This window comes from Plantactinospora sp. BB1 (assembly GCF_003030385.1).
GTDB lineage: Bacteria > Actinomycetota > Actinomycetes > Mycobacteriales > Micromonosporaceae > Plantactinospora.
This window is the reverse complement of sequence record NZ_CP028159.1, coordinates 1,248,329-1,261,447: the sequence shown is the minus strand read 5'-3', so window position 1 is coordinate 1,261,447 and position 13,119 is coordinate 1,248,329. Positions and strand designations below refer to the sequence as shown.

At 72.2% G+C, this 13,119-nt stretch carries 10 protein-coding genes; 4 read left to right on the top strand and 6 right to left on the bottom strand.

Annotation, left to right across the window (positions count from 1 at the left end):
* Position 1 precedes the first annotated feature (1 nt).
* From C6W10_RS05430 to C6W10_RS05410, 5 genes are all read right to left on the bottom strand, one after another.
* Complete coding sequence (locus tag C6W10_RS05430; RefSeq protein WP_107257068.1) at positions 2 to 1,192, bottom strand: hypothetical protein; 1,191 nt, start codon at positions 1,190 to 1,192, stop codon at positions 2 to 4.
* A 193-nt stretch (positions 1,193 to 1,385) separates the two neighbouring features.
* A complete protein-coding gene (locus tag C6W10_RS05425) occupies positions 1,386 to 2,201 on the bottom strand; it encodes an SAM-dependent methyltransferase (RefSeq protein WP_234361629.1) in 816 nt (271 codons plus the stop codon).
* A 134-nt stretch (positions 2,202 to 2,335) separates the two neighbouring features.
* Positions 2,336 to 3,343, bottom strand: coding sequence for an ROK family protein (locus C6W10_RS05420; RefSeq protein WP_369938643.1), 1,008 nt, complete (start codon positions 3,341 to 3,343; stop codon positions 2,336 to 2,338).
* Positions 3,343 to 4,812: a M81 family metallopeptidase gene (locus C6W10_RS05415; protein ID WP_107257066.1), complete on the bottom strand. Its 1,470-nt coding sequence runs from the start codon at positions 4,810 to 4,812 to the stop codon at positions 3,343 to 3,345. Before C6W10_RS05415 ends, C6W10_RS05420 begins: the two co-directional genes overlap by 1 nt.
* A gap of 12 nt (positions 4,813 to 4,824) precedes the next feature.
* Positions 4,825 to 5,973, bottom strand: coding sequence for an ROK family transcriptional regulator (locus C6W10_RS05410; protein ID WP_107257064.1), 1,149 nt, complete (start codon positions 5,971 to 5,973; stop codon positions 4,825 to 4,827).
* Between the two features lie 285 nt (positions 5,974 to 6,258).
* Here C6W10_RS05410 and C6W10_RS05405 point away from each other — a divergent pair, with 285 nt between their 5' ends.
* The 4 genes from C6W10_RS05405 to C6W10_RS05390 all read left to right on the top strand — a co-directional run bounded on the left by C6W10_RS05405 (position 6,259) and on the right by C6W10_RS05390 (position 12,283).
* On the top strand, positions 6,259 to 8,064 hold the full coding sequence (locus C6W10_RS05405; protein WP_107257062.1) for a peptide ABC transporter substrate-binding protein: 1,806 nt from the start codon (positions 6,259 to 6,261) through the stop codon (positions 8,062 to 8,064).
* Between the two features lie 80 nt (positions 8,065 to 8,144).
* Entirely contained in the window at positions 8,145 to 9,104 is a 960-nt protein-coding gene (locus C6W10_RS05400) for an ABC transporter permease (protein ID WP_107257060.1), read from the top strand.
* A 32-nt stretch (positions 9,105 to 9,136) separates the two neighbouring features.
* On the top strand, positions 9,137 to 10,024 hold the full coding sequence (locus C6W10_RS05395) for an ABC transporter permease (RefSeq protein ID WP_369938640.1): 888 nt from the start codon (positions 9,137 to 9,139) through the stop codon (positions 10,022 to 10,024).
* Positions 10,025 to 10,036: 12 nt separating this feature from the next.
* Positions 10,037 to 12,283 carry an ABC transporter ATP-binding protein gene (locus tag C6W10_RS05390; protein ID WP_107257056.1) on the top strand — a complete coding sequence of 749 codons (2,247 nt, stop codon included), beginning with the start codon at positions 10,037 to 10,039 and terminating at the stop codon, positions 12,281 to 12,283.
* Between the two features lie 92 nt (positions 12,284 to 12,375).
* Here the strand turns inward: C6W10_RS05390 and C6W10_RS05385 are convergent, their stop codons facing one another.
* A complete protein-coding gene (locus C6W10_RS05385) occupies positions 12,376 to 12,885 on the bottom strand; it encodes a hypothetical protein (RefSeq protein ID WP_107257054.1) in 510 nt (169 codons plus the stop codon).
* Positions 12,886 to 13,119: the final 234 nt, after the last annotated feature.

Genomic DNA, 13,119 nt, shown 5'->3' with positions numbered 1-13,119 from the left:
GTCATCGCAGCGTGGAGCCGGTGACGGTCGGGTTGCGGGCGCCGAGGAAGAAGATGCCGGGCAGGCCACGGGTCTCGAACCCGTCGCTGGGGTTGCGGCGCAGCGTCGAACCCTCGATCCGCATCGTCCCGGTCCGGTCGTTGCTGACGAAGAAGACCGCTCCGCCGCCCTCGTTGGCCCGATTGTCCGTCACGACACTGCCGGCGATCGTCACGGTGAAACGGTTCCCGTCGGTGTAGATGGCGCCGCCGCTGCCGCCGCCGGGCGTACCGCCCCGGGCCGGGTTGGCGCCCCGGCCGACGGCCCGGTTGTGCGTCAGCACGCTGTTGAGCACCACCCAGGAGACCCCGATGCTGCTCAACGCGCCCCCGTTGGCGCAGCTACCGCCCTGTCCGGCGGCGCCGCCGAAGGTGCTGTTGACGACGTACACCGGCAGGCCCCGGTGCTGGCTCAGCACCCGGATCGCCGCGCCGCCCAGGTCCGGGCCGGTCTGGTCGCAGCGGTTGCGGACGAACCGCGAGTTGACCACCTTGAACCGCCCGCCCCGGACGAAGATCGCACCGCCACCGCCGCCCTCGGTCCGCTCGCCGGTCGAGTTGCCGTCGGCGAAGGTGAGGTTCTGCACGGTGAGCTGCGGGTGGTCCTGGTCCTGGCAGTGCGAGGTGGTCCAGCCCTGTGCCTCGTCGGAGGTGTTCATGTAGAGGATCCGGCGCTTGCCGCCGCCGCTGAGCGTGACCCTGCCGCCGCCGTCGAGCACGATCCGGGGCCCGGTCGAGTTCCGGATCTTCGCGGTCGCCTTCATCGTGATGGTCACCGGGGCCGGGCCGCAGGAGAAGGTGATGACGCTGCCCTTGGCGACCGCCGCCACCACCGCCTCGGAGGTGCAGCTCGCCGGGGTACCGGTGCCGATCACCCGGGTCGGCTTCGCGGTGTTCACCGCGCGGGCCTCGGCCGGGACGCTGGCCCGACCCTTCGGGTTGCCCGGCCGGGGCAGCGCCGGTGCCGGCCGGCCCGAGGCGGACGGCCGCGCCGTCGGCGAACCGGTGGGCAAGGCGGACGGCGGCGGGGTCGCCGAACCGGTCCCGGCGGCCGCCGGAGCCCACTGCGGATCCGCCGGCCGGTCGGCCGGCGACGAGCCGCAGCCGGCCAGGCCGACCGCGGCCACCAGCGCCGTCGTGATCAGCGCGGACATGATCCTGGTACGCACCGGCAGATCGTAGGTCCCGGCGCCGGGTAGGCCGAGGTCAGGCCGGTCGGCTTAAGGAACTCTTCAGACCGGCCCCGCTGTCGACGCTCGGTGGGGGTACGGGAGCGGCCTCGGCGGAGTGCCCGGTGCCCAGGGCATCCGGTGCTCAGGGCATCCGCTGTTCAGGGGATCCGGTTGCTCAGGGGATCCGGGCGACCGCGCCGTACATGCAGATGTCGACGGGCTCCGGCGGCTGGCTGCCGGGTGCCGGCCGCCAGTTCCCGATCGGTACGACCCCCGGGTCGACCAGGTCCAGCCCGGCGAAGAAGCGGGTGAACTCGTCCCGGCTGCGCGGCCGGCTGAGCCCGCCGGTGGCGGCGTTCGCCTCCTCCAGCCTCGCGACCGCCTCCGCCGGCAGCCCGTCGTAGGTGCCGTGTGACATCACCAGGTAGCTGCCGGAGGGGAGCGCGGCGACGAGCCGGGCGACGACGCCGTACGGGTCCTCGAAGTCGCGTACGAAATGCAGGATCGCGACCAGCGTCAGCCCCACCGGCCGCCGCAGGTCGAGGGTGGCGTGCAGTTCCGGGGCGTCCAGAATCGACTCCGGCTCCCGCAGGTCCCGCTCGATGTATGCGCTCCTGCCCTCCGGCGAGGAGGTCAGCAGGGCCCGGGCGTGCGCCATCACCAGCGGGTCGTTGTCCACGTAGACGACCCGGGACTCGGGTGCGATCCGCTGGGCCACCTCGTGGGTGTTGTCGGCCGTCGGCAGCCCGGTGCCGATGTCGAGGAACTGCCGGATGCCGGCCTCACCGGCCAGGAAACCGACCGCGCGGCGCAGGAAGTTGCGGTTCTCCTGGGCAGCCCGCTTCACGGTCGGGAAGACGGCGGCCACCTGGTCGCCGGAGACCCGGTCGGCGGCGAAGTTGTCCTTGCCGCCCAGCCAGTAGTTGTAGCGGCGGGCGGGATGCGCCACGTTCGTGTCCAGCTTGCCGGCCGGACTGGTCGTGTCGCTCACGGCACCTCCGAGGAGTCGGGCACCGGTCGGATCGGTGGAACGCTGAGGCGGTCGAGCCGGCGCGGATGCAGGTGCCGCCGTACGGCACCGCACCGATTATGGACCAGGCGACCGCTTCGTGGTCGGGGCGGTGCTCAGCCCGGGCTGCCCGCCGGGACGGGGAGTCCCCAGCCCTCCGGCACCGCCAGCCCGGCCGCCCGGCGGGCCAGGATGGCGGCGCCGACCTGGGCGGCCTGGGCGCCGAAGGCGGACGGCACCACCTCGGGCGCGGCCCGCCAGGCCAGCGCCGCGCGCAGCGCGTCACGTACCGGGTCGAAGAGCTGGGCACCCGCCTCGGCCAGGCCGCCGCCAAGGACGATCCGGGCCGGGTCCAGGGTCAGGGTCAGGGTGGCCAGGGCGATCCCGAGCGCCTGGGTCGCGGTGTCCCACACCGAGCGGGCCAGCGGATCGGTGCCGACGGCAGCGGCGATGCCCCGGCTGTCCAGCCCCGGCGTGCCGCCCAGCCGGGCGTAGCGCCGGGCCAGACCGCCGGCCGAGGCGTACACCTCCAGGCAGCCGCGCTGGCCGCAACTGCACGGCTCGCCACCGGGGTGTACCGGCATGTGCCCGACCTCCCCGGCCGACCAGGCGGTACCCGGTACCGGCTCGCCGTGCAGCACGACGGTGGCGGCGATGCCGGTGCCGAGCGGCAGCAGCACGAAGTTCGCCAGTCCCCGGCCGGCTCCGGCCACCGCCTCGGCGACGCCGGCCGCCCGGGCGTCGTGCCCGACCGCCACCGGCAGCCCCAGGTCGTCCTGCACCAGCGCGCGCAGCGGTACGTCGCGAAACCGGATGTTGGAGGCGTAGAGCACCAGGCCGGCGGCCTCGTCGACGATGCCCGGGGTGACCACGCCGATCCCGGCCGGCTCGACGCCGCCGTCGAGGGCGGTGTCGCGCAGCCGCCGGCACAGCTCCCGGAGCGCGCCGACCGGGTCGCCGTCGGCCCGGGACGGCACCACGAGCGAGTGCCGGACCTGGCCCTCCTCGCCGAAGACCGCACCCTTCATGGTCGTCCCGCCGACGTCGACCGCGAGGACGCAGCGACCGGTGGCCGGTTGCGCGGGAGGCGAGGTGCCGGGCCGGGCGCTGGCGACGGGCGGAATCACCGGGTCGCCACGGTCAGGTCCGCGACGAAGCCGCGGTCCAGCGGGAACACCGGCCGCAACAGCCGCTGGTACGGCAGCCGCTCGATGTCCTGGTCGACCCCGCCCGGCGTCAGCGCCAGCAGCCAGTCCCCGGCCGCCTCGAACAACTCCGGTTCGAGATAGCCGATCTTCACCACCACCAGGTCGACCTCGTCCACCCGCACGCCCAGCCGGGCGTACGAGGCGAGTTGGCGGTACTGCATCCGTCGCGAGGTGACGAAGACGCTCAGCCCACCCACCCGTACGCTCACGCACCGCCCGCCGTCGGGGTCCTCGGCGACCGCCTCCAGTACGCCGTCGAGGCGTACCGGACCGGGGTCCCGGGTGTCGATCCGGCCGCCCACCGGGACGCTGACCGGGGTGCCGGTCGGCTGGTCGGCGAGCTGTGCCACGGCGTCCGGGTCGACCAGCGAGGCGTACACGGCGCGGACCGCGCCGTCCCGGATCTCCGGCCGGGCGAGCATCCGGGCCAGCGCGTAGGTGACGTCGTCGGCGCCGCCGGCTCCCGGGTTGTCGCCGGAGTCGCTGACGAAGAACGGCCGCCGCTCCGGCTCCTTGACCGCGACGAGTGCCGTGTCGAGGCACTCGTCCAGGCTGCCGGTCGGCGCGACGAAGGCGAACTCGTCGCGGGCCGCCCAGAAGTGCTCGCCGAGTTCCCGGGCCGCCCCGGTCGCGGCGGCGGCGTCGGTGCCGGTGACCACCACCGCGCCCCGGCAGCGGGGCTGGTCGGCCCAGGCGAAGCCGATCCAGATCGCGGCGTCGACGATGCCGTCCCGGGACTCGATCTCGGGGATCCGGGCGTAGAGCCCGCGCGCCGGTTCGACCCTCGTGCTGGTCATCTCGCCGGGCAGCAGGATCGGCACGTGCACCAGGGCCTTGTGCGGGCGCTCGCCCCGGCGCAGCGCCTCGACCAGGTTGCGGGCCGCCCGCTCGCGGGTCTCCCAGACGTCGACGTGCGGGGCGGTGCGGTAGCAGGTGAGCAGGTCGCAGCCGGTGAAGAGCGTCGGCGAGACGTTGCCGTGCAGGTCCATCGCGGCCGAGACGTACGGCTCGGGCCCGATCGTCGACCGGATCGCGGTGACCAGGTCGCCCTCGGCGTCGGTCCGACCGACCACGCTCATCGCGCCGTGGATGTCCAGGAGCATCCCGTCGACCGGGCCGAGTCGGGCGAGCCCGTCGACGATCTCGGCGGTCCAGGCGTCGTAGCTGGCCGGGTCGACCGCGCCGCCGGGCAGTGCCCGGGCGTGCACCAGCGGCAGCCACTCGACGTCGGCGGCCCACGGCTGGGCCGGGGAGAGCCAGGCGTAGCGGGCCAGCAGCGCGTCGCCCCGGGTGACCTCGAAGTCGTCGGCGGTGCTCAGGTGCGGCGAGAAGGTGCTGGACTCGATGTGGATGCCGCCGATGGCGATCCGCAGGGGACGGTGCACGGGTGGAACTCCTCAGGCGGGTCGGGCGTCGGCCGCGGCGCGGACCAGATGCCCGAGGCCGACCAGGCCGGCATCCGGGCCGGCGACGCTGGCCTCGATGGAAAGGGACTGGGTCATCGACGGCAGGCACCGCTCGTAGAGCATGCCCCGGGCCGCCGCGACGTAGACGTCGAGGCTGGAGAGGGCTCCGCCGATGACCACGGCGTCGGGGTTGAGGAAGTTGACCAGTCCGGAGAGGGCCACCCCGAGCAGCCCGCCGGCCCGGCGTACCAGCGTCACCGCGGCCGGCTCGGCGTCGACGACCGCGCCGATGACGTCCCGGGTACCGGTGATCGGCTGGCCCTGCTCGGCGAGCTGGGCGGCGAGCGCGGCGCCGCTGGCGACGGTCTCCAGGCAGCCCCGGCTGCCGCAGGAGCACTGCCGTTCGCCGCTGTCGGCCACCCGTACGTGGGTGACGTCGCCGCTGAGTCCCCGGCCGCCCCGGTAGACCTGACCGCCGCTAACCAGGCAGCCGCCGATGCCGGTACCGGCCTTGACGTAGATCATGTCGCCGGTGTCCCGGCCCCGGGTGACGTACTCGCCGATCGCCGCCGCCTTGGCGTCGTTGTCGACCACCACCGGTACGTCGAAGCGGGCCCCGAGTTCGGCCTGGGCGTCGACGCCGCTCCAGCCCGGCATCCGGGCGGGGCCGACCAGCCGGCCCCGGGGGAACGCGACCGGACCGGGCATCGCGGCGCCGACGCCGAGTAGTGCCTGACCGGGTGCGGTGGCGGTGCGGAGTCGGGTGAAGGCGGTGCCGACCACCTCGAAGACCTCGCCGGGGCCGGCGGCGATGTCGATGGCGATCTCCTCGGTCGCGAGCAGCCGGCCGTTCGGGGTGCTGAGGCCGACCCGGGCGTGCCGGGCGCCGAGTTCGGCGACCGCGAAGACGCCGGAGGGTTCCCGCAGCCGCAGGATCCGGGGCCGTCGCCCGCCGGTGGAGCGGCCGACGCCCTCCTCCAGGATGGCGCCCTCCTCCAGCAGCCGGCGCACCACTCCGGTGACGGTCGAGGGCGCCACCTGCAACGCCTCGACGAGGTCGGCCCGGGAGGTGGCCTCGCCGCTGGCCAGCAGGTTGAGCGTCTGGTCGCGCAGGGTGGCGGAGATCGACGGGTCCGACATACCTCTCCTTCTTCCAGCCGGATCGTCCGGGTTCCCTCGCGGCTACCGCCAGGCACGGGACGGGGATCACCGCGAAGGGTAGCGGTCGGCGAACTCCGGACGATGCTTCGGCGGCTTTGATCCTATCCTGATGAAAGTCCCCGAAGGAAGTGGGTTAGTTTCGTTGACGCGAAACTTAATCGCCTATACATTCTCCGCATTGATCGCTCGGGAAGCGCGCAGGCTGGACGCGGCGCCGAACGCGCCCGGCGACGCGGGGCACGTGCACATCGATCGAGGAGACTCATGAGGAGCAGATTCCACCGGGGCGCACTCCGCGGCACCGTCGCCGTGGCCAGTGCGCTCGCCCTCGGGTTGGGCCTCGCCGCCTGTGGCGGCGACAGCAGTTCGTCGGGGAAGGGCGGAAGTCAGGGCAGGGACACCGCGACCGTCGCCTTCCGGACCCCGAACTGGATCCTGCCCATCTCGGCCCCCGGCTTCACCCAGGGCGAGAACGCCATCTTCGGCAACGCCCAGTACCGGCCGCTGTACCAGTACAAGCTCGACGGGTCGGCGAAGTACAACATCGACACCGAGCGGTCGCTGGCCAACCCGCCCGAGGTGAGCGACGGCGGCAAGACCCTGACGATCACGCTGAAGGACAACACCTGGTCCGACGGCAAGCCGATCACCACCCGGGACATCGACTTCTGGTGGAACGTCGTCACGGCGAACAAGGACAAGTGGGCCTCCTACCGCAAGGGCGGCTTCCCGGACAACATCGCCGCCTGGACGATCAAGGACGCGAAGACCTTCTCGGTGACGACGACCCAGGCCTACAACACCGCCTGGTTCGTCGGGAACCAGCTCAACCGGATCACTCCGATGCCGCAGCACGTCTGGGACAGGGACTCCGCCACCGCGAGCGTGAGCGACCTGGACAAGACCCCGGAAGGGGCCAGGAAGGTCTTCGACTTCCTGGTCGCGGCCTCGAAGGACCCCAAGACGTACGCGACGAACGACCTCTGGAAGGTCAACAGCGGCCCCTGGAAGCTGGAGAAGTACGTCCCGAACGGCGAGGTCGTGCTCGCCGCCCAGCCGAACTACTCCGGCACCGACAAGCCGAAGCTGTCGAAGATCGTGCTGCGGCCGTTCACCAGCGACGACGCCGAGTTCAACGTGCTCCGGGCCGGTGAGATCGACTACGGCTACGTGCCGGCGGCCAACCTCTCCCAGAAGTCGTACCTGGAGTCCAAGGACTACCGGGTCGCGCCCTGGTACGGCTGGTCGATCACCTACCTCCAGCTCAACTTCAACAACCCGAAGACGGGCGTGCTGTTCAAGCAGGACTACCTGCGCCAGGCGATGCAGATGCTGATCGACCAGCCGACCATCAACAAGGTCATCTGGTCCGGCATGGCCGAGCCGACCTGCGGCCCGGTGCCGCTCAAGCCCGGCACCGCCGGCTCCGCCGAGAACGGCTGCGTCTACTCCTTCGATCCGACCAAAGCGAAGGAACTCCTGGAGAGCCACGGTTGGAAGGTCACCCCGGACGGGCAGACCACCTGCCAGACCCCGGGCACCGGGGCGAACCAGTGCGGCCAGGGCATCGCCGCCGGCACCCCGCTGGCCTTCACGGTGACCAGCCAGAGCGGCTTCGCCGCCACCACCAAGATGTTCGCCGAGATCAAGTCCCAGATGGCCAAGCTCGGCATCGAGCTGACCATCAAGGAGGTGCCGGACTCGGTCGCGGTCACCCCGGCCTGCAAGCCGACCGAGGCGACCTGCACCTGGGACATGTCCTTCTTCGGCTCCCAGGGCAGCTGGTACTACCCGGCCTTCGCCAGCGGCGAGCGGCTCTTCGCCACCGACGCCCCGGTCAACCTGGGCAGCTACAGCAACCCGCAGGCCGACCAGCTCATCGAGGCGACCCAGTTCAGCGGCGACGACACCGCGCTGAAGGCGTACAACGACTTCCTCGCCAGGGACCTGCCGGTGCTCTGGATGCCGAACCCGGTGTTCCAGATCTCGGCGTACAAGTCCGGGTTGCAGGGCGTCGAGCCGCAGGACCCGATGAACAACATGTACTTCCAGGACTGGTCCTGGAAGTAGTCGGCAGTCACTGACCGTCCGGCTCCGGCGGTGCCCCCAGCGGGTGCCGTCGGAGCCCCCGACCGGGGAGGGATCCGCCAGTGGTCCGGTACCTCGTCACGCGCCTGGGCCAGGCTCTCATCGTCGTCGTGCTCGTCACCGTGATCGCGTTCGTCCTGCTGCACCTGCTGCCCGGCGGTGCGGCCCGGGCGACGCTGGGCAAGGAGGCGACGCTGGAGCAGTTGGCCGCATTCAACCACGAGATGGGCTACGACCGGCCCTGGATCCAGCAGTACGGCATGTACGTGCAGCGCCTGCTGCACGGCGACCTCGGCTACTCGTTCCAGCTCAACCAGTCGGTCACCGAGGCGATCACCCAGCGGCTGCCGAAGACCATGGTGCTGTCGCTGCTCTCCACCCTGCTGGCGATCGTGGTGGCGATCCCGCTCGGGGTGATCCAGGCGGTGCGCCGCAACCGCTGGCCGGACTACACCATCACCTCGCTGTCGCTGCTGGCGTACGCCACCCCGATCTTCTTCATGGGCCTGATGCTGATCATCCTCTTCTCGCAGGTCTGGCCGATCCTGCCGCCGGAGGCGCCGCAGGGCTTCACCGTCGGCGAGGTACTGGCCGACCCGGCCGGGCTGGTGCTGCCCACCGTCACCCTGGCGATCGTCACCATCGCGGTCTACTCGCGCTACGTCCGCTCCTCGATGGTCGACAACCTCAACGAGAACTACGTCCGGACGGCCCGCAGCAAGGGCCTCTCCGAGCGGCGGGTCGTGGTCCGACACACCCTGCGCAACGGGCTCTTCCCGGTCATCACCCTGCTCGGGATGTACCTGCCGGCGCTGTTCAGCGGTGCCCTGGTGGTGGAGTCGCTGTTCAACTTCCCCGGCATGGGACAACTCTTCTGGCAGGCGGCACTCAAGCGTGACTTCCCGATCCTGCTCGGGGTCACCCTGATCATCTCGGTGGCGACGGTGCTCGGCGCGCTGATCGCCGACCTGCTCTACGCCGCGGTCGACCCGCGGGTACGACTCCGGGGGAGCACCTCGTGACCACCCTGACCGAACTGGCGCCGACCCCACCGGTGGGCGCACCGCAGCCGGCCGCCCCCGACGACGCCCCGGTACGCGGCCTCTGGCGGCAGGGGGTCGCGGTCTTCTGCGAGAACCGGCTGGCCCTGGTCGGCCTCGGCCTCTTCGTGCTGCTCGCCGGGGTCTGCTTCCTCGGGCCGATCTTCTACCACACCGACCAGGTGCACACCGACCTCACCCGGGTACACCTGGCGCCGGGCTCCGGGCACCCGCTCGGCACCGACGGGGTCGGCTACGACCAGCTCGGCCGGCTGATGCTCGGCGGGCAGACCTCGATCGTGGTCGGGCTGGCGGCGGGGATCCTCGCCACCTTCCTCGGCACGCTCTGGGGCGCCGTCGCCGGTTTCGTCGGCGGCTGGGTGGACGCCGCGATGATGCGGGTGGTCGACGCGATGATGTCGATCCCGTCGCTCTTCCTCTTCATGCTGCTGGCCGCGATCGTCACGCCGAGCGTACCGATGCTGATCGTCATCATCGGCGCCTTCGCCTGGCTCGGCCCGGCCCGGCTGGTCCGGGGCGAGGCGCTGACGCTGCGCTCCCGGGAGTACGTCCAGGCGATGCGGGGGATGGGCGGCACCGGCGGCCGGGCGGTACGCCGGCACATCGTGCCGAACGCCATCGGCACGGTGATCGTGAACGCGACCTTCCAGGTCGCCGACGCCATCCTCTACGTCGCGTACCTCTCCTTCCTCGGCCTCGGCGTTCCGCCACCGGCCGCGAACTGGGGCGGGATGCTCTCGGACGGGCTGGCGGACACCTACAGCGGCCACTGGTGGCTGCTGTATCCGCCCGGAATCGCCATCATCCTCATCGTGCTCGCCTTCAACTTCATGGGCGACGGGTTGAGGGACGCCTTCGAGGTCCGCCTCCGGCGACGCTAGGGGGAGTGGGGAATGAGCGCACAGATCGACTCGACGGCCGCGCCGGCAGGGGCGTCCGGGGAATCCGGCCCGCTGCTGGAGCTGCGGCACCTGCGTACCGACATCGCGCTGCGGCGCGGCGTCGTGCACGCCCTGGACGACGTCAGCCTGGAGGTCCGGCCGGGGGAGACCCTCGGCATCGTGGGCGAGTCGGGCAGCGGCAAGACGATGACCGCACTGTCGGTGATGGGCCTGCTGCCGTCGGGCGGCGAGGTCGTCGGCGGGGAGATCCTCTTCGAGGGCCGCGACCTGCGGTCGCTGCCACCGCAGGAGGTACGCCGGATCCGGGGCGTCCGGATGGGCATGGTCTTCCAGGACCCGCTGACCTCGCTGAACCCGACGATGCGGATCGGCGTCCAGGTCGCCGAGCCGCTGCGGGTGCACCAGGGCGTCGGCAGGGCGCAGGCCCGGGAGCGGGCGATCGACATCCTGCGGCGGGTCGGGATGCCCCGCCCGGACAGAGTGGTCGACAACTATCCGCACGAACTCTCCGGCGGGATGCGGCAGCGGGTCGCGATCGCGATGGCGCTGGTCTGCTCGCCCCGGCTGCTCATCGCGGACGAGCCGACCACCGCGCTGGACGTAACCACCCAGCGGCAGATCCTCGAACTCATCGACGACCTGCGGGAAGACTTCGGGATGGCGGTCGTGCTGGTCACCCACGACCTGGGGGTGATCGCCGGCCGGGCCGACCGGGTCGCGGTGATGTACGCCGGCCGGGTGGTCGAGACCGCCACCACCGGTGAACTCTTCCGGTCACCCCGGCACCGCTACACCGAGGCGCTGATGGAGGCGCTGCCGGAGTCGGCCACCCGGGAGCCGGACGCCCGGCTCTACAGCATCCCCGGGCTGCCGCCGGATCTGTCCCGACCGCTCACCGGCTGCCGGTTCGCACCCCGGTGCCGGTACGCCACCGAGGAGTGCCGGACCACCGAGGTGGCCCTGACCGCCGGCCGGCACCAGTACGCCTGCCTGCACCCGGTGGCCCCGCCGACCGGCACCTCCGCCGAGCCGGCGACCGGACCGGTGGAGCCGACCGGGCGGGACGAGCCGACCGGGCGGAACGAGTCGACCGGGCGGGCCGAGTCGACCGGGCCGGTCGAGGGGGCCGGGCCGGTCGAGGCGGTGACGCTCCGGGCGGGCGAGCCGGCACCGGCGCTCCGTCCGGGCGGGCCGGTTGGGACAACGGAGTCCCGGCCGGTCTCACCGGCACCGATCCTCTCGGTCCGCGAGCTGGTCAAGGACTACCCGGCGAGCGGTGCCGGGTTGTTGCGCCGGGCCGCCGGGCAGGTGAGCGCGGTCGCCGGGGTGTCGCTGGACGTCCATCCCGGCGAGACATTCGGGCTGGTGGGCGAGTCCGGGTGCGGCAAGTCGACCGTGGGCCGGCTGGTGGTCGGATTGGAGCGGCCGACGGCGGGGCGGATCGTGCTGGACGGTACCGACATCGCGACCCTTGGCCGGCGGGAGCGGCGCCGGATGCACCGGCAGGTCCAGTTGATGTTCCAGGACAGCTACGCGGCGATGAACCCGCGAATGCGGGTCGACGCCATCCTGGCCGAGCCGCTGGAGATCCAGCAGGTGGGCGACGGGGCGGCCCGGCGGGCCCGGATCGGCACCCTGCTCGATCAGGTCGGGCTCTCCCGACGGGTACTGGAGCGCTATCCGCACGAGTTCTCCGGCGGTCAGTTGCAGCGCATCGGGCTGGCCCGGTCACTGGCCCTGCAACCCCGGCTGATCGTCGGGGACGAGCCGGTCAGCGCGCTCGACGTCTCGATCCAGGCGCAGGTGCTCAACCTGATGCGGGACCTGCAACGCGAACTCGGCCTGGCGTACGTCTTCATCAGTCACGACCTCTCCGTCGTCGACTACATGTCGGACCGGATCGGGGTGATGTACCTGGGCAAGCTCGTCGAGGTCGGTCCGGCGCACGACGTGGTCCGGTCGGCGCGGCATCCGTACACCCAGGCGCTGATCGACGCGGTCCCGTCGGCCCGCCCCGATGCCGCCGCGACGGACCGGGAGAGCATGACGATCCGGGGTGAGCTGCCGAGCGCGCTGAACCCGCCGACCGGGTGCCGGTTCCGTACTCGCTGCCCGATCGCGGCCGAGATCTGCCAGACGGAGCCGCCGCTGGCCGGCGACGTGCATCAGGTGGCGTGCCACTTCCCGCTGCGCCCGGAGTCGACTGCCGCGCCCGCCCGGACCGGCGCGGCCGGGTAACGGACCTGGGTGGTTCGGCCGGGTAGCCGGACCGGGGCGGTTCGGCCGCCCGGGTTCGGTCGTCCCCGGGTGGCCGGCCGCCCGAGCCTCGGTCAGGCGGTGGGGAAGCCGTACCGGGCGGCGTGCTCGGGGTCGGCCGGGTCGATCTGCCGGATCCCCTCGTCGGCGAGTCGCTTGTTCACCTCGTCGAGGTGGTCGCGCACCAACCGCGCCTCTTCCTCGGTGACCCGCCCCCGGTGCGGCCGGCCGGCGTGCTCCAGGGTGGCGTAGTCGACGCGTTCCCGGCTCGCCTTGGCCGGGCGTACCCGTTCGGCGGTCCGCAGTAGCTGGGCCATCGGCACGTCGGTGGCGAGCGCGTCGAACTCGCTGGCGGTGAGCACCACCCGGCGGGGAGCCTCGCCCGGCCGGCCGTCGTGGATCTCCACGACCGCGACGTCGAGCGCGGCGTCGTCGATGCTCTCGACCTCGGTCGGCTCGGCCTCCAACTGCACCGGCCCGGCGACCAGGTCGGGGTGGTCCAGCACCACGATCCGGACCACCTCGTCGGCGGACTGGACCACCTTGCCACTGAAGTCGGAGACGTGAACCGTCCGCTTACCCATGCCTGCGCTATCTCCTGTCCGGGCGGGGGCCGCCTGGCGCCAGCTCCTCGGCGGGCGACGGCCAGCCACTGAAATTACCCGACAGGTGTGCGAACCGCCCGGCTGGGGCGGGGCGTGTCGGGGTCGACTCCCCGATCTAGGTGATCTCCGTTTCGCGCACCACCTCCGGCCCGGTGGGAATATCCGTACCCCGTATAGTGTACAATGTAAGGAGTTAATCGACCGCCAGGGAGC